Source organism: Baaleninema sp., assembly GCF_049974805.1.
Classification (GTDB): Bacteria; Cyanobacteriota; Cyanobacteriia; order Cyanobacteriales; family Geitlerinemataceae; genus Baaleninema.
This window is the reverse complement of record NZ_JBNGCO010000036.1, coordinates 22,459-39,422: the sequence shown is the minus strand read 5'-3', so window position 1 is coordinate 39,422 and position 16,964 is coordinate 22,459. Positions and strand designations below refer to the sequence as shown.

Genomic DNA, 16,964 nt, shown 5'->3' with positions numbered 1-16,964 from the left:
CCCAACCCGACGCCGCTTTACTCGATACCGAAAGTTGGTTGTGTTTGTCTGTCAGTCAAGTTCAAGCCTCGGGAGAGGTGAGTTATCGAACGCTGTGGTCCTATCTCAACCCGGACACTCTCGCTTCGGACACTCCCGATACCGAACAACTCAGTCAGGGAATTCTGGCGTTTATTTCCGATTTCACTGAAGCGAGTCTCGGTCAAGTCTCTGAGTCCTTTTCGCGGGAAATCCTCGATGCGGCGTCGGAATTTGTCGGGGAAGTCGATGAAACCCTTAAGGACAATCACAGCGAGAACCGAAGCGATCGCCACGCGGCTAAAGAGCCGCAACGTTCCCTCCTCGAAACCACTATCGGCTTTTTCCTCGAGGACGATTGGTCGTTTCAACGCTTAGAAGGTCGATCGGTGTTGCAACTGGGGTTTGAAGGGGAAAACGGCCGCTGGAGCTGTTTCGCCAAGGCCCGAGAACCCCAACAGCAACTCGTGTTTTACTCCATTTGTCCCGTCGAAGTCCCCGAAACCCAGCGTCAGGAAATGTCTGAATTCCTCACTCGCGCCAATTATGGACTTGTTATCGGAAATTTCGAGATGGATTTCCAGGACGGGGAAATTCGCTATAAAACCAGTCTGGATGTGGAAAACGACGTGCTGAGTTCGGCTCTTGTGAAAAATCTGGTATATCCCAACCTTCTGACGATGGATAAATACCTTCGGGGTATTGCGGCGGTGGCGAAGGGGGAGATGACGCCGACGGAGGCGATCGATTGGGTGGAAAGTTCCTCGGAATAGAGAGTTTCCCCATTCGAGAGCGAAGGTCTTTTTTCTCCGGAGTCTTTTTTCTCGGGCTAATATCGAAGCGAAAGGGTGCATCTCCCGTTCGATCGCAACCTGCACTCTGAGCAACTCGATATCTGGACGAGTTTTTCGGACAGCGTGGGTGGCTGACGACTGAGGCGGTAGAGATGCTCTCAATGGAAACGTTTTCTAGGTTGTCTGTATCGTGTCACAGCGTCCTCCCTCTTTCGATTTAGCCACTGTGCGTTGGATTGCTCTTGGTTCGATGCTGTTGGGTGCCTCCAGTACGCTGTTGTTGGGATTGCGGTTTTCGCCAGATGACGAGAGGCGCGAACCGTCAGCGGAGGCGACTCCGACTTCTCTGGCTGAGACCGGACAAGCTGAGACCGGCTCTTCTGGAGATGCGATCGCCTTCAATGCGAAAGCGTTTCGCATTGCGATTCCTCAATTTCACTCTGAAACCTCTTCTTCGGAAACCTCTTCTGCGGAACTGAGGGTTCCAACGGAACCTCCTCCCAGAGAAATGGCTTTGTCTGAAGAACCGCCATCGCTGTCGTCAAGGCGCGATCGCTCGAAGTCCTCGAATCCCGATTTCCGGGCTGGCGGCGTCTCGACGCCGACGCCGAAACCTAGGGCGATCGCCGAAAATACAGACGAGTCGACGGTAGACACCTCGCCTTCAGACAGTTCCCCAGACAGTTCCCCTTCAGAAACCTCCCCTTCAGATGCGATCGCCCCAACGCCAGAGTCGATCGATAATTGGTCGTTACCGGAATTTCCGGGGGAACGGCTCGAACTCGAACTGTCGGACGTGGTGGTGTTGGCGTTGCAGAACAACCGAGACATAGAAAACGCCTATCTCGAACGATTGCTGTCGTTTCAGGAACTGGCTTCAGCCGAAGACAAATTCGTTCCCAACTTTACGCCAGAAGTCAGGGTAACGGTCGATCGCGATTGGTTTGAAGAGAGGTCGACGAATCAAGATACGTTACAGTTAAACGCCCAAGTCGAGGTTCTGCTTCCGACGGGGGCGTCTTTTGAAGCCAGCATTGGTTCGGCGAGCCAGCCGGGATTCGACGCCAGGGGAAGCGATTTTTTTCCGGTCGATCGCGTCGATCAGAATGTAGAAGTTCGGTTCGTCCAACCGCTGTTACAGGGGGCGGGAACCACCGTCAACCGCGCTTCAGTTGAAATCGCCCGTCTCGAAGATCGATCGGCGTATTTGGCGTTGAAAGCCACGCTCATCAATACGATAACGCAAGCGATCGAGGCGTATCGTCGTTTGTTGCAAGCCCAGGAACGTCTGAAAATTCAGGAACTGGCCCTCGAGAAAGCTCAAAGACAGGTGGAGGTGACACAAGCACTGATTGAGGGGGGACGTTTGGCGCCTGTGGAATTAGTCACCTCTCAAACACAAGTGGCCAATCGTGAAGTGAGCGTGGTGGAGGCGAAAAATGCCTTGGGTCAGGCTCAGTTAAATTTGTTACGAGTGTTGGATATTGATCGCGAAGCGGTTCCGATCGCGGTTCAGTCGCCGTCGATTCCGGAGTTCGATGGCGATCGCTGGCAAGTCGATCGTCTCCTCAACGTCGCCTTGCAAAACAACCCCGACTATTTACAGTTGCGTTTGCAATTCGAGCAAACTCGTCTGAACCTGTTGTTAGCGGAAGACGAGCGGCGGTGGCAGTTAAATTTCGACGCGCGATATCGTCAAGGGTTAGAAGGCTTTCGCGACACCAACGGCGAATGGACGGCGGCTTTGATTTTGCAGCGCTCCTTTTTCGGCAACGATCGCTTAGATTTAGCCGTAGCGCGACAGGAAACGCGACTTGAGACCTTGCAAAACCAGATCGCGAACTTTGAAGACAATTTGCGAATCGACGTACAGAATGCAGTACGAGATCTCGAAGCTAAATTCCGTCAAGTGGAACTGGCGCGACGGGCGCGGGAACTGGCGCAGCAGCAGTTAGAAAACGAGCGGGAAAAAATTCAACTCGGGGTCGGGAACCTTCGACTCCTCGATCTCGTCAACTTAGAAGATGATTTAGTCGAAGCAGAAAATCGCGAACTCAACGCGGCGATTATCTACCTCGACGCACAGACGACGCTCGAGCAGTTGTTAGGGGTAACGCTCGAGCGTTGGAATCTCGAACTCGAGATCGACTCAGAAGACGCGTCTTTCGGCGTTTCGGACACTGAGGCCGAGTGAGCGCGAAACGTTTCGTTTGAGCTTTCAACCTCTGTTTTCGGGTCTCGAGTTTTGATGGCAAAGTGCTAGGCGAGCGGTTTAATCAACCCGTTCGAGTTGCCACAAGATTTGATTTCCTTCCCGTCGCACGCGGGAAACGACCCAATTTCGCCAAACCCAGTGGTCGCCGCGACTGGTGACGGCACTGGAGTTAATGTCGATGAGGGCAGCCAGTTCGGAGCTGCTGACGAGATAGCCTTTTTCGGCGATTTCGTCGGCGATATGCAGGCTTTCAACGAGGTTGCGGAGTTGGTTGACGCGGCCGTCACGGGGCAACTCGTTCGTCGCCAGATGGTTGGTTAAGTCGTTAGAAGATGCGATCGTGTCTGCCATTCCAGAAACGGTTAAAAAGATAGAAGTTACAGAAATTGATTGTAACGTTTGAGGAACCAATCTGTCAGTGTTCCACCTCATTTCGAGCGAGGAAATTACTGGCTATGCTGTAGGTTTGCCTTATCGGGATCGGCAGAGTTTCCAGGCGATCGCGCCGCCGACAATGCCCGCAAGCAGACTCAGCAAGAGACCGAAAAATGGAGAAATTTGAGATTTGTCGGCGTTGGCTGGACGGCTCGTCCAGGCGAGACTCGTGGCTTGTGTGGTGGCAATTCCCGTACCGACGGCCATTAAGACCGGCGTTAAATCTGGTTTGGAGAATTTAGAATTTTCGTCGATTGGGGTGGCCTGTTGCAGGTCGATCGCTCCGTTGAGGGTATTTATAACGTTTTGTAACAATTCGGAACCGACTGCAAAACGAGCGCGATCGGTTTCGATTTGCAGGCGGTAAATTTCAGCCGGCCCGTCGGCGAATTCCGAGAGAACGTCGAGTTGGCTGTCGGGATCGAGTTCGGCAATTTTTTTAACTTGTTGAGTGTAGCTGGCTAAATTGGCTCGAATGGTGCGAGCTTGGTGGTCGAGGTCGTTGAGGTGTCGGGCGTAGCGAGCGGACAGTTCCAGGGTTTCGACGAGTTTTTCCCGCAAGCGATCGAGAATCAGGGGAGAAAAGCGATCGGCGCTGTCGCGATCGCGCAGTTGTCCTCTCAGGGCGTTGGCAATGGTTTCGATTTCGATGTAATCGGCTTTCAACTGGCGTTTGAGAGACCGACTGCGGGAATAGGCCCAAAGGATTTTGTTACGGTAGCAGCACAACCGCAGCAAATGGGGATACAGCGTCGCCATCGTGTCCCGCACGCCATCGAGAGTTTGTCGCGGCGGAAACAGCAACAGCAGCAAGTGTTGGTTTTCGCTTCCCGGATGTTCCCAATCGAGGGGAGCTTGCCAAATTTCGTAAAGAGTCGCTCCCGCAAAGCGTCCTTGTACCGATTGGGGTTTTTCCCACTGCCCCTCGGGGATGAGTTGCTGGCGACAGGCGCGGGCGACTTGGGACGATTCCGGATGGTTGCCGGGAAGTTTCGCCCACAGCAGCCAAGTTTGACCGATGTTGCCCTGTTTTTCCGGAGATAAAGTCGGGCTGCCGTCGTCGCGGCTGCGATCGCGATCGAGCAGCGCCAACAGGCCCCGTTGCATTTGGGGCAGACGATCGAGGGATTTGGCGGCGAAATCCGGTTGACCTTGGGCCTGAGCTTTTCCCGAATAATTAACTTGCAAGGCGTAGGTATCGCCGAGTTGCAAAGCGTAGAGATAGCCGTCGAGATCGTCACCGAGCGATCGCTTACCTTGGGGCGCCTCGGGAAACAGTTCCACCGAGGAGGCTTCGGGTTTCTCCAAAGCGGCCAGTTCGTCTAGTCGCTGGCGGCCGCTCTCGTCGAGGTCTTCATAGTCGCGATCGAGGTCAGCTTCAATTTTGCGCCAAAAGCAATGGCGGTTTTGGCGAATTTTTTCCGCATCTTGACCCAGTTCCTCCTGTAAGTCGTAGAGGAACAGCGTAAACGTGGGGTAGATGATTTGACTGGCCTCGTTCATTGTGGAAAAAATAAAAGATCTCGGATGAGCTGCGATCGCCTCGAAAGTACGACGCACCGCGACCGCGAACAGTGCCTTAAAAGGGGCGTTAAACGATGCCTTGTGCCTTCACACTCGCCAACACCGTCGGAACTCAAGTCGAACTGAGCAATTCCGACGGTCGAAGGTTTGAGAAAATCGAAGCGACTAGACGATGTTTTTCAGAGCTTCGAGAACAGTATCGTGAATCGTACCGTTACTGACCACAACTCCGCGATTCTCTTTCAGCTTAACATTACGGCTGAAATCCAAAGATTTTCCGTTCATATCGCTGACGCGTCCCCCCGCTTCTTCGACGACGATCGCTCCGGCGGCGTGATCCCAAATATTTTCTCGGTAATCGGGGCTTTTCGGCGACGGAAGCCGCAGGTACAACGCCGCTTGTCCCGAAGCCACCGCTCCGTACTTGGCTTGAGAGTCCATCCGCAGAGAAGGGGTGACGATACCCACCGCTTGCGCGACGGCGTTTTGCTGTTCCGGGTTGCCGTGGCTGGACTCGACACTTTCGACAAACCGCAAGTTGGCGCGATCGCCAGCGTCGCAGACAGCGATCGCCTTCGCTGCGCCACCCGAAAGGGGCATCATCTGCGCCCCTTCCCCGCGCACGGCGACGAACAACACCCCAGAATTCTCCGTGTCGATGGAGAGGGCGGGACAGGCTAACACCCCCAGTTTCACTTCTCCCTCGTCGATCAACGCCAGCGCCACAGCATACTGGTCTTGTCTGAGAAAGCCTTTCGTACCGTCGATGGGATCGAGCGTCCAAAAACGCGACGCCACTTTACCGTTGCCGCGATCGATCCACTTCACCACCTCCCCTTCCGTCGCCTCAGATTCGATTTCTTTAACATAAGCCGCAACTTTTGTCAAGGCATCGGCCATTTCAGGTTGGCGCAGAGCGGTAGCATCTTCTTCTCCCACGATCGCATCCTCGGGAAAGGCTTCGGCCAACGCCTTACAGACCAAAGCTTGAGAGCCGTAATCGGCGACGGTCACGGGACTTTTATCCTTTTTTTCCATCGCGGCCGGGATATCCTGGCGCACCCGCTGACAGAGTTTCGAGGCCGCGATCGCCGCTTGCACGGCAACGTCCTTTTCGCGTTCGTAAGACATAACCACCTATCGATCGAGATCGTATCGAGCTTAGCCCAATATGGGGAGCTTCTGGAGAGGGGGAGATGGGGAGATTTCCCATCATCCCCTCATCCCCTCATCCCCTCATCCCCTCATCCCCACTTCCGGGCAAAATCAAAGTAAAGACCGCGCCGCGTGGAGTGCGGTTTTCGACGGAAATTTTGCCGCCGTGGGCTTCGACGGCAGTTTTACAAAAGGCTAAGCCCAAGCCGGTTTGAGAGATGCCTTCCATAACTTGACCGATTTCAAAGGTCTCGAAAATTTGTTGCTGGATTTCCGGTTTGACCCCCGGACCGCTGTCGGTGATGCAAAGGCAAACGTCGCCGTTGGGGAGATACTCGATCGCCATTTCCACGAGAGCGCCTTGGGGAGAAAATTTGATGGCGTTGGCTAACAAATTATCGAGAACTCGGTGACAGATGGTTTTATCGAGGTCGAGGGTACGTTCCTCTTCAGGAAAGTCGCTGACGAGTTTAATGTGTTTGCGCTCGGCGATCGTATCGAATTCATCTAACACCGTGCGAGCCAAATCGATAAAATCCACGGGTTGGCGATGAAGCTGTAACTTCCCCGCATAGACTTTCGCCATCATCAGCAAACTGTCCACCATCGACTGTAAGCGCATTCCGGAACTGCTGATGTATTTGACGTATTTTCGCTGTTTGTCTTCGAGGGGGGTCGTGGCTAACATCCCCGCTGACCGAGAATCAGGGTTTCAAGCCCCGCCCTTCCAGGGCGGCATTTAAAATGCTAAACTGAGTTCAGTCCGGTGCAGGGTGAATTCGTCAGAGGTGCGAGAGACCTCTTTAAAAACGCAAGCACTCAAAAGAGTCGCAAGGACAGAAAAGTCAAGCATTTGCTCAAATGCTTTCTAACGTACCGTGGGGCGCACGGAAACGTCAAAAAAGCCTGGGGAGATTAGCCCTCTGGAATCTTCAGCCATTGTCTCAAAACAATCCAGTCGGAGAGTTGAAGGATGGTGGGTTCGAGTCAGCGAGTTGGCTTGGCGGAGATTTAAAGGTGGATCGACGAACCAGGAATCCCCCTGCCTTCAGGCGGGGGAGAACGTCAAATCATGATGCTGCTGAGGGGATTTCGGAAATCGTGAACCAAAGCGTTCGATAAGTCTTCGCGGGTTTTCAACAGAGTTCTTAACTGGTCGTACTGCTGTTTGACGCGCAGTAGCGATCGCACCCTAGCCCGCAGTTCCACGGCGTTCATCGGCTTACTGATAAAATCGTTGGCACCGGCATCGATGCCCCGAGCCAGATCGCGTTTCGAGTCGAGAGCCGTCACCATCAAAATCGGCACGTGCTGCCACTCCGGGCGCGATCGAATGTAACGACAGACCTCAAAACCGTTCCACTCCGGCATCATGGCATCGAGGAGAATAGTATCAGGAAGCTGGCGCTCCATTTCCCGTAACGCCGCTTCGCCATCTCGAGCAAACACCAGGTCGTAGCCTTCGCGAAACAACAAAATTTCGACAACTTCAAAGTTATCGGGTTCGTCGTCTACAACTAGGAGTCTTGGAGTATCGTTCATGGGGATGCGGATTGGGACTTGGCAGTTCGAGAAAGGAGGCGTTCGAGGGTTTCTAGTAAGAGTTTTAACCGAACGGGTTTCGCCACATAATCGTCGGCACCGGCTTCGAGACAGCGATCGCGATCGCCGGCCATGGCCAGGGCGGTCAGAGCGACGATCGGCACCTCGGCAACGTCCGCTTCGCCTCGAATGCGGGCGATGGCCTCTAAGCCGTCCACCAAAGGCATCTGAACGTCCATAAGAATCACGTCCGGACGATGTTGTTTGGCTTGCCGAAAGGCGTCCAAACCGTTATGAGCGGTCAGGGTACGGTAGCCGTTGGCGTAGAGGAAACTGGCCAGCATTTCGGCGCTGGCTTTGTGGTCTTCAGCTAACAACACCAAAGGCATCTCGGCTTCGGACCGTTGATGCGATCGCCCTCGAACCGCTCCTAAATCCTCTGTTTCGATAGCCTGTCGGCCGTCGGAAATTGGAGCGGGAATCCATACGGTAAAGCAACTGCCGCGACCGACGCAACTTTCAACCTCCACGCGGCCGCCGTGCAGTTCCGTCAACCGCTTCACCAAGGACAACCCCAATCCCGTACCGCTATAGTGGCGACACAGACGGCTATCGATTTGCACGAACGGCTCGAACAGGCGATCGCGGTCTTCCGGGGCGATGCCGATACCCGTATCGCGGACGGCAAAGGCCAGGTAAGGCTTGTTGTTCTCAGTCGGATCTCGAAGAACCCGCGTCACCGTCAAGCGGACGCAGCCGCCTTCGGGCGTAAACTTGACGGCATTACTGAGTAAATTCACCAACACCTGACGCATCCGCCGTTCGTCAATATCCAGCATCACCGACTCTTCGAGAACCTCGAGATGGAGTTGAATGCTTTTCTTGGCGGCCATCTGTCGCACGAAACTGATACTGGATTCGCACAAGGGTAACAACGACGTCGGCGATGGATGAAGTTCGAGATGTCCGGCTTCGATTTTCGACAAGTCGAGGATGTCGTTAATCAACTCCAACAAATGGCGGCCGCTGCGTTCGATGGTCCGAATAGCTTTGATTTCCCGGTCGTCTAAGCTGCCGTAAACCTGCTCTAACAACCCTTCAGAAATGCCCAAAATCGCGTTGAGGGGGGTTCGCAATTCGTGACTCATATTCGCCAAAAACTCGTCTTTGAGTTGAGTGGCTCGAGCCAGTTCCGCGTTGGTGCGTTTGAGAGTTTCCTCAAAGCGTTTGCGTTCGGTGATGTCGAGGACAGTTCCCAAAAATCCCCAAAAGCGACCGCTGGCGTCGAACATGGGTTCGCCGCGACCGCACAGATAGCCCAATTCTCCCGTTTCCCGATAGAAGCGATACTCGACTTCAAAGGGGCTTTGACCGGCGATCGCCCGTGTGAGGAGGGCGTGATGGTGTTGGCGATCGTCGGGGTGGATGTAACGGTGTAACTCGTCGTAAGTCGGAGCGCCCTGCTGGGGATCGCGCTTGAAAATACGGAAAATTTCTTCCGACCAGCGAATGGTATGGGTTTGGAGATTGTATTCCCAACTGCCTAAATGGGCGATGCGTTGAGCCGTAAGCAGGCGAGCTTCGCTCTTGCGCAGCCGTTCTTCGGCAATTTTGCGATCGCTGATGTCGGTGACGCGCACTAGGTTAAACCGAGTTCCTGCCACTTCGATCGGCGTGGCGGCCAAGTTGCCCCAAAAGAGCCGGCCGCGACAGGTCACATATTCGATTTCGCGACTCCAAAACCCTTTCTCCGCCATCTGGCGGGCAAAATCTCGAAGTTCTTCTGGGGTCGAAGGCTGTCGCTGCAAGCGATGGCCTTCAATACCGAGCAGTTCGCATTTGGACTGCGCCTCGAACAGTTCCACGGCGCGGCGGTTACAATCGACAGTCAGCAGGGAATCGGGATCGACGAGAAACAGGGCGTCGGCGGATTCGTTGAAAATGGCCTCTCGCAACTGGCGGTTTTGAATTAAATCCAGTTCTACGTGCTTGCGCTGGGTAATGTCCTCGGCCACGCTGACAATACGCTCGAGCTGGCCGGTGTCATCTCGGACGGGAAAGGCGCGATCGCGAATCCAACGGAGTTGTCCGTCCGATCGCACGATGCGATATTCTTCGTCGAGGGTTCCGCCGTCAAAAGACTGAAAGGCCGCCAGGACGCGATCGCGATCGCTCGGATGAATCGAGGCTTGCCAAGCCTCCTGAGTTTGGGGATATCCCGTTCCCCAGAGCCGCTCGTAGGCGGGACTGACATACAACAGCTTCTCGAATCCAGGGGAGACGATCGAAAATACGTCGTCAATGGTTTCGGCCAGTTGTCGGAATTTGGCTTCGCTCTCTTGCAGGTCGGCTTCGGCCTGTTTGCGAGCGGTCATATCGAAGAGCATTCCGTCCCACACCACCGATCCGTCCGGTTGTCGTTCGGGTTCGGACATTCCTTGAATCCACACCTGGCGTCCGGAGGGGGCGATAAAGCGGCCTTCCCAATGCCAAGCGGCGAGATCCCGTACTGAAGCCTCGATCGATGAGTCTAAGGACTCGCGATCGTCCGGATGAATCAGATCGAACAGGGTATGCAGGTCGCGACAGACGGCTTCGGGGTCGATTTCGAGCAGGTCTCGCAGGCGATCGCTCATGTAGAGAAATGCTTGGCGGCCGTCGCGCCATTGGGCGAACTGGTAAATCGCCCCCGGCGCGTTGGCGGCGATGCGTTGAAAGCGGGCTTCGCTGGCTTGCAATGCCAGTTCGGTCTGTTTGCGTTCGGTGATGTCGGTGTCGGTCCCCATCATCTTCAGGGGCGCTCCCGTCTCGTCTCGCCACAGGCGTCCCCGCACGAGAATCCACCGTAAGGAGCCGTCTTTGTGAAGCATCCGATGCTCGAAGACGTACTCGGAGGTTCGTCCCTCCAGATAGGCGGTGGCAGCTTCCATCACGGCGTCGCGGTCTTCGGGATAGACGTACTGCACCCACTGCTCGATATCGTTGGGAATTTCGTCGTCTGAGTAGCCCAAAATGGCTTTGACGTTGGGATCGAGATAAAACTCGTTGGTTTGGAGGTTCCACTCCCAAATTCCCACGCGAGCGGCGCGGGTGGCCATGGCATACCGCCGCTGACTGGTTCGTAGGGCGTTTTCGGCAGCTTTGCGATCGCTGATATCGAGGGCGACGGCTAAGAAGAGAGAGGTCGGGGTGGAGGCGTCCTCATCCCCCGTCTCGGCGGACGCGATGCCGTTCAAGGGTCGGTCTTGGCGTTGCAAGTGAACTTCGACGGGGTAGGTGCTACCGTCGGCCCGGTGGTGGTAGGTTTCAAAGGTCAGTCGAGGGGAACTTCCATCTCTGAGAGGTTTTACTAATTCGTGAAACTGTTCGAGGCTGAGATGGGGTTTGATGTCGAGGCCGGTCATTTGCGCCATTTGTTCGGCGGTATAGCCCAAGTTTTGTAACGCGCCGCGATTGACGTAGTGAAAGCGCAGGGTTTCGGCATCGACGATGTAAATTTCGTTGAGGCTGGCGTCGAGAACTTCGATCGCCAGCGATCGCCGATCGATTTCTGCTTTGAGTTGGGCGCTGCGCTGTTCGATCTGACTTTCTAGGGTACGGTTGAGGTTTTGTAGCGCCAGTTCGGTCTGTTTGCGATCGGTGATGTCTTCCCAAGTCCCCAAGACGCCGATGGCGTTCCCTTCACTGTCGAACAGGGGGACTTTGTGGGTGCGTATCCAGCGCCTTTGAGGTTCGACTTGCTGTCCCTGCTGTTGGAGAACGGTAATCGGTTCTTCGATGTTCAATTTGGGACGTCTCGAGGCCAAGATTTCGAGATCGTCGGCGCGATAGAGGGGTGCTTCGCCAGACCAGGGACAGTTAAAATCTGTTAGACCCACGAGGTCTTCGGGGTCTTGACATCCGGCGACTTCGGCCAGTTTTCGGTTGCAGCCGAGAAAGTAACCGTCGCGATCTTTCCAAAAGATGGCTTGGGGAATGGTATCGAGGACGAGGCGCAGAAAGGCTTGGCTGTCGTGTAGGGCCTGTTCGGCGGCGCGGTGTTCGGTTAAGTCTCGCACGATCGCCAGTCCGGCTTCGACGGGTTCGCCCTCGCCTCCGACGGGAACGACGCAGATGTTGTATTGTCGGGAGCCGAAGCCCACGTCTCGACAAGTCCGTTTTCCCTCCAAGGCTTGGCGATACAAGGGTTCGATCTCCGTACAGGTTTCGGGGGGTAAGACTTCCCAGATGGTTTTCCCTTCTAGATCCTGTTTGTGAAAGCCTCGGGCTTGGCAGTTCCAACCGCCGACGGTTTGATAGCGTAGTTGACGATCGAACAGTAAAACGACGCCGTCGGGGAAGTTGTCGATGAGGGTTTGCGATCGCTGTTGGTATTGGTGCAGTTGGGTTTCGAGTTGGCGGTTGCGGGTTTCGAGATCCCGCACCCGTTCGGCGAGTTCGAGGGACGCGATCGCTTCGGCTTCGAGAGGGGGAGTCGTCTGACGCTCGAGTTTCTCGCAACACCAGGCTAACGCTTCCGCTACGTCGGTAAATTCGAGAAGGGTACAGGACGGCGGGAGGTTCGATTGGAGCTGTTGGCGAGCGAGAGTCCGGCTATCGACAGAATTCTCGATGAGTAAAACGGTTGGAGATTGAGTCACGGTTGTTTTCGTGGGTCGCACGTTACGGGCCCGTTCGGGTCGAGCGGAACGGTTTCGCTACAACAGGAAAAGGGTGCGATCGCGATGGCCTGGAGCCTCTCAAAAGGGAAACTGGCTGGGAAATTGCTAAATAATTCCCAGATCGTTGCCAGAATTCCGGTATTTTTCAGTGACTGAAGACGGGAAGATCGAACTCTTCCCCATAAAATCCTGGGGCGATCGACCTGTATGTTTTGGCAACGCAGGTATTTCTGCCAGGTTAGAGATGTACTCCCATCCCAGGACAAGGGATCGACTTTTGGGCGAGAAGATTCAGAGGTTTAATTAACAGACTAATCGGACTAATGTTTCCAGTTTAGCCGCTTGGCAATGGGGATCGACCTTCAACTCGAGGGCGATCGCCCCCGAGCGACCGCTACGGGGCTAAAAGGTCAGAAACTTTCTTCAAGGGATTAGACACTCAAAACTAGGGATCTGCCAGATCCCCGGTTTTTCGTGGAAGTATCTTTTTACAATTTTGAGATGCAACCACCCAAAAGTTATCTCTATTTGTGAAATTTTACTATAAATATTACTTTATTTATTACTTTGTATAATTAATTTTATGACTTAACTTGCCGACTTTAACGACGTTCCCACGGCTTCCAATGGCTGTTTTTCGTCATTTTCCGGCAAAACTAATAGTTTGAAATTTTGAAATAATGTTGTGGAGATCGCCAGCTTTCCTGTAAAAACACCTAAAAAATACTTAACTCTAAAAATACTTAACTTTTAAGGCGATCGAAGAAAGTTAGTTTTGTCAAGGTTTTTCTGGATTGTTAGGACTGACGCAGCGCCCCGGTTTTTGACGAGATTCCGTGATTTCAGCGCGAAAGTCGCCACGACCAACCGGATTTCTCCATCCAAAATCCCATAACTCCTGATTTTAACCGAGAAACGGCATGTCTTAACCGACCGTACCCAACGCCAGTCGTTGCCGTTTAACCCTCATGATGACAGTGGTGTTCGGGGAAAACGCGGTGAGGCACGCCGTGGGCGATGAGATCGACGGGACATTGGTAAGTTTTTTCGAGCATTTCAGCGGAAATTTGTTTTTCGCCGTGATAAAACAGACGACGGTTGAGGCAACCGATGGTTTTAACGTAAGTCGAAACCGCCCCGAGATCGTGAGAAACCAAGACAATAGGAATCGTTTCGTTGAGTTCTCGCAGCAGTTCGTAAATATTCCTCTGCATTTTCGGATCGACGCTGGCGGTGGGTTCGTCAAGCAGCAACACCCGAGGTTCGCTGGCGAGGGCGCGGGCGATGTAAACCCGCTGTCGTTGCCCTCCCGACAGTTGCCCGATGGGCGTGCGGACAAATTCCAACATTTCGACCTGTTTTAAGGCGCGATCGACGATTTCGTCGTCTTTGGCGTTGTAGCGTCTCAGCAATGGCCGCCGTCCCAGGCGTCCCATGCGCACCACGTCTCGCACGCGCACGGGAAACTCGCGATCGAACTCGCTTCCTTGGGGAACGTACCCGATAAACCGCCGTCCCCGTTCCACGGGACGGCCGAAAATTTCCACAGTCCCTTGTCTCGGGCGGATTAACCCCAACAACACTTTTAAAAACGTGGTTTTGCCGCCACCGTTGGGACCGATAATGCCGATGAAATCTCCCGCCTCCACCACTAAATTAATATCTTCGAGAACGGGATCGCGATCGTATCCCGCCCAAACATGACGTACCACAATTGCAGGGGAAGAGTCAGACATTTTTAATCGATCGTTGATAGTTGATAAGGGCTGGGATTGGCGTATTGCGGAATTTCCGCGTGAGTGGGGCGATCGCTCTGTCGTCGATCGCTTGAGTGGAGCGATCGCCCAACCCCACAACGAGGCTGCGGTTGTGACAGCTCTAATCCCCTCCTAGCACGTCGGCGAAGGTTTGAGATACCTCCAGTAGGTTATCCGACCAATCTCGGGCGAGGGGGCTAATGAGTAAAACGTCGCCGCCGATTTCTCGGGCGATGAGTTCGGCCGATTGCGTGTTGAATTCCGGTTGAGCGAAGACAATTTTAATATTTTCGGCTTGGGCTTCGCTGACGAGTTCGGCCAGTTCCGCCGCACTCGGTTCTTGTCCGCCGACTTCGATGGGAACTTGTTCGAGGTTGTAGTCTCGGGCGAAGTAGCCCCAGGACGGATGAAAGACGATGAATTTGCGATTTTCGAGTCCGGCGAGATTGTCGCGAATCTGCGCGTCGAGGGCTTCGAGTTCTTGGAGGAAGTTGGCGAGGTTGGCCTCGTATTCGTCGCGATGGGCGGGATCGAGTTGCACGAGGGCGTCGTGGATGTTTCTTGCTTGGATTTTCACGAGGTTGGGCGAAAGCCAAACGTGAGGATCGAGGGTTTCGTCGTCGTGGGCGTCGTCGTGGGCGTCGTCGTGGGCGTCGTCGTGGTGATGGTGCGACGCCATCTCCATTTTTTCGATCCCTCGCGTCGCATCGACGAGGAGCATTTCTGGATTGGCGCTTTGGATGCGTTCCAACCAGGCTCGCTCGTAGGGGACGCCGATACTAATGTAGGCTTCGGCGTCGTCGAGGGTGCGAAGTTGTTCGGGTTTGGGTTCGTAGGTGGCGGGAGACTCCCCCGGTTGCACCATGACGTTGATGTTAGCGCGATCGCCAGCCAGTTTTTCGAGGAAGTATTCCTGGGGAACGATACTCACGGTAATGTCGAGGCTGTCGTCGGGTTGGGTGTCGGGGGGGTCGGTGGGTGTGGGTGCGTTGCTGCATCCGACGATCGCACTGAGTCCTAGGACAACAACGGCTCGGGGAAGGGATACCCTCATGTCTTTTTCTCCTGTTCGGTGGCGACGGCGCAGGTGGCGATCGCGCTGGGTTCGATGGCTCTTTTTTTGATAACGATAATCATTATAAATAACACAGAAGAGAAGTCTTGACCAGTGGGGAAAAACGGTCGTTTTGGCCGAGGGCGTTCCGGCGGTTCAAAGGGGCTGGGTTCGTGAGTTGGCGGTGCGAGCCGCCAATTGTGAAGACTGTCTTCATGTTTTTCCCAATTTGGCGGGCGATCGCGGCGAGGGTAGGGGGATCGCACTGGTTGGGGTTCATCGCTATTGGATTGTGAAGTGACTCTTTATATAGGGGGGCGATCGCTCTCGTCATATCCGGATGAGAAACGGCGAACGCCGAAAAAAGGCGATTTTTCGAGGGCGATCGCTGAATATTCAGTGCTTTTACGCAATTTTTAAAATTAGTTGTTTTCCGGATTTTTGGGTACTTAGGCAATTCCCGAAATTTCATTCACAAGGCTTCTTAAAGTTTTTGTAAAGTTCAGTGTTTTAACTCAAGACAAACATTCAATTTACCCACTATCTTAAAAGTAGAAGAGCAACAGATAGAGTTCGACTTCAAAAAAACAAAACTCACTTTTTTAGAGGTACAGAACCTCTAAAAACCTCGCCATTCAAAGTTTTTACATAAAACCTAGACTGCGACACAAAAAAAAGGGGAATATCTCAAATCCGTAAAAATATACACCAGCGAGAAGCCGGGTATCTAGATAACCTCAATTTTTGAGTGTTCGACCCCTTGAATAATCCCGGCTTCTGACCCTTTACAGAATTGAGATGTCCTCAACCAAAAAGCCTCTAAAAAACAACAACAAAAGCGCTCTTAAAGACTTAAGTCAATGGGTGTTGCTACCAAAAAAATCATTGAACTTAAGGGATTTTACAGCGGAGCGAATTCATGTCTAACCCCAGTGCTAACGAGCAATATATGCTGGAACTTGTCAATCGGATGCGACAAGACCCAGCCTCAGAACTCAATTTACTCCTCAATAGTTCGAGTTCGGAAGTACGAGAAGCCTTAAGCTATTTCGATGTCGCTCGAACCGTTTTAGAAGACCAATGGCAACAGTTAGAAGCCGTTGCCCCCGTCGCCTGGTCGGAACAACTGCACGATTCAGCCCAAACCCATAACGAATTAATGGTGTATTACGATCGCCAATCCCATAATTTACCCAACGAACCGCGTTTGCTCGATCGTATCGAAAAAACTGGATACCAAGCGGCAAAAGTTGCCGAAAATATTTTCGCGTATCCCGAATCCGTCTTTGCCGGCCACGCCGGATTCGCCATCGACTGGGGCAATACCGATACGGGAATCCAAAACCCACCGGGACACCGAATTACAATTCTCAACGGCGACTATCGAGAACTGGGAATTTCCATCATTGAAGAAAACGACCCCGATACCGAAGTCGGTTCCCTCCTGATAACTCAACACTTCGGTATCGATCGCAAGGCAGCTTGGTCGCAGTCCGATCCCTGGTTGCTGGGCGTTATCTACGACGATCGCCGTCGCAACGACAACTTTTATACCCCCGGCGAAGGAGTCGAAGCCGTCACCGTAGAAGTAGAAAACCGCGAAACCGGCGAAACTTACCAGACCCAAAGTTGGAGTTCTGGCGGCTACCAACTGCAACTCCCCACCGGAAGCTACAAAGTCACCTTTGAGGGCGATTTCGACGGCGACGGAGAAAACGATACCGTCTCCGAATCCATTTCCGTCAAAGACGAAAACGTAAAACTCGACTTGGCCACAGACAACCTAAGTCTCTCCGCCTCGGCGACAGC

General features: G+C 53.6%; 11 protein-coding genes. 3 read left to right on the top strand and 8 right to left on the bottom strand.

Annotated elements, in window-relative coordinates:
• Together ACP5D4_RS09375 and ACP5D4_RS09370 are read left to right on the top strand one after the other, a co-directional pair.
• The coding region (locus ACP5D4_RS09375) for a YbjN domain-containing protein (protein ID WP_428011362.1) at positions 1-791 on the top strand (791 nt) is incomplete at its 5' end.
• 211 nt (positions 792-1,002) lie between these two features.
• Complete coding sequence (locus ACP5D4_RS09370; protein WP_428011361.1) at positions 1,003-3,006, top strand: TolC family protein; 2,004 nt, start codon at positions 1,003-1,005, stop codon at positions 3,004-3,006.
• Between the two features lie 78 nt (positions 3,007-3,084).
• On the opposite strand, the gene ACP5D4_RS09365 is transcribed toward ACP5D4_RS09370, so the two are convergent.
• The 8 genes from ACP5D4_RS09365 to ACP5D4_RS09330 all read right to left on the bottom strand — a co-directional run bounded on the left by ACP5D4_RS09365 (position 3,085) and on the right by ACP5D4_RS09330 (position 15,155).
• Positions 3,085-3,378, bottom strand: a complete 294-nt coding sequence (locus ACP5D4_RS09365; RefSeq protein ID WP_428011360.1) for a hypothetical protein — start codon at positions 3,376-3,378, stop codon at positions 3,085-3,087.
• A 120-nt stretch (positions 3,379-3,498) separates the two neighbouring features.
• Positions 3,499-4,965, bottom strand: coding sequence for a hypothetical protein (locus ACP5D4_RS09360; RefSeq protein ID WP_428011359.1), 1,467 nt, complete (start codon positions 4,963-4,965; stop codon positions 3,499-3,501).
• Positions 4,966-5,151: 186 nt separating this feature from the next.
• Positions 5,152-6,117, bottom strand: a complete 966-nt coding sequence (locus ACP5D4_RS09355) for a 3'(2'),5'-bisphosphate nucleotidase (RefSeq protein WP_428011358.1) — start codon at positions 6,115-6,117, stop codon at positions 5,152-5,154.
• A gap of 97 nt (positions 6,118-6,214) precedes the next feature.
• Entirely contained in the window at positions 6,215-6,829 is a 615-nt protein-coding gene (locus ACP5D4_RS09350; protein WP_428011357.1) for a sensor histidine kinase, read from the bottom strand.
• A gap of 377 nt (positions 6,830-7,206) precedes the next feature.
• Positions 7,207-7,683, bottom strand: a complete 477-nt coding sequence (locus ACP5D4_RS09345; protein WP_428011356.1) for a response regulator — start codon at positions 7,681-7,683, stop codon at positions 7,207-7,209.
• Positions 7,680-12,323: a PAS domain S-box protein gene (locus ACP5D4_RS09340; protein ID WP_428011355.1), complete on the bottom strand. Its 4,644-nt coding sequence runs from the start codon at positions 12,321-12,323 to the stop codon at positions 7,680-7,682. Before ACP5D4_RS09340 ends, ACP5D4_RS09345 begins: the two co-directional genes overlap by 4 nt.
• A gap of 980 nt (positions 12,324-13,303) precedes the next feature.
• Positions 13,304-14,080: a metal ABC transporter ATP-binding protein gene (locus ACP5D4_RS09335; RefSeq protein WP_428011354.1), complete on the bottom strand. Its 777-nt coding sequence runs from the start codon at positions 14,078-14,080 to the stop codon at positions 13,304-13,306.
• 142 nt (positions 14,081-14,222) lie between these two features.
• Positions 14,223-15,155, bottom strand: coding sequence for a metal ABC transporter solute-binding protein, Zn/Mn family (locus tag ACP5D4_RS09330; RefSeq protein WP_428011353.1), 933 nt, complete (start codon positions 15,153-15,155; stop codon positions 14,223-14,225).
• 919 nt (positions 15,156-16,074) lie between these two features.
• Here ACP5D4_RS09330 and ACP5D4_RS09325 point away from each other — a divergent pair.
• Positions 16,075-16,964 (top strand): CAP domain-containing protein (locus ACP5D4_RS09325; protein ID WP_428011352.1); only part of this gene is annotated, 890 nt, incomplete at its 3' end.

Coding starts and splice junctions, on each gene's coding strand:
- ACP5D4_RS09365 (WP_428011360.1), bottom strand. CDS start 3,378: ATGGCAGACACGATCGCATCTTCTAACGACTTAACCAACCATCTGGCG.
- ACP5D4_RS09360 (WP_428011359.1), bottom strand. CDS start 4,965: ATGAACGAGGCCAGTCAAATCATCTACCCCACGTTTACGCTGTTCCTC.
- ACP5D4_RS09355 (WP_428011358.1), bottom strand. CDS start 6,117: ATGTCTTACGAACGCGAAAAGGACGTTGCCGTGCAAGCGGCGATCGCG.
- ACP5D4_RS09350 (WP_428011357.1), bottom strand. CDS start 6,829: ATGTTAGCCACGACCCCCCTCGAAGACAAACAGCGAAAATACGTCAAA.
- ACP5D4_RS09345 (WP_428011356.1), bottom strand. CDS start 7,683: ATGAACGATACTCCAAGACTCCTAGTTGTAGACGACGAACCCGATAAC.
- ACP5D4_RS09335 (WP_428011354.1), bottom strand. CDS start 14,080: ATGTCTGACTCTTCCCCTGCAATTGTGGTACGTCATGTTTGGGCGGGA.
- ACP5D4_RS09330 (WP_428011353.1), bottom strand. CDS start 15,155: ATGAGGGTATCCCTTCCCCGAGCCGTTGTTGTCCTAGGACTCAGTGCG.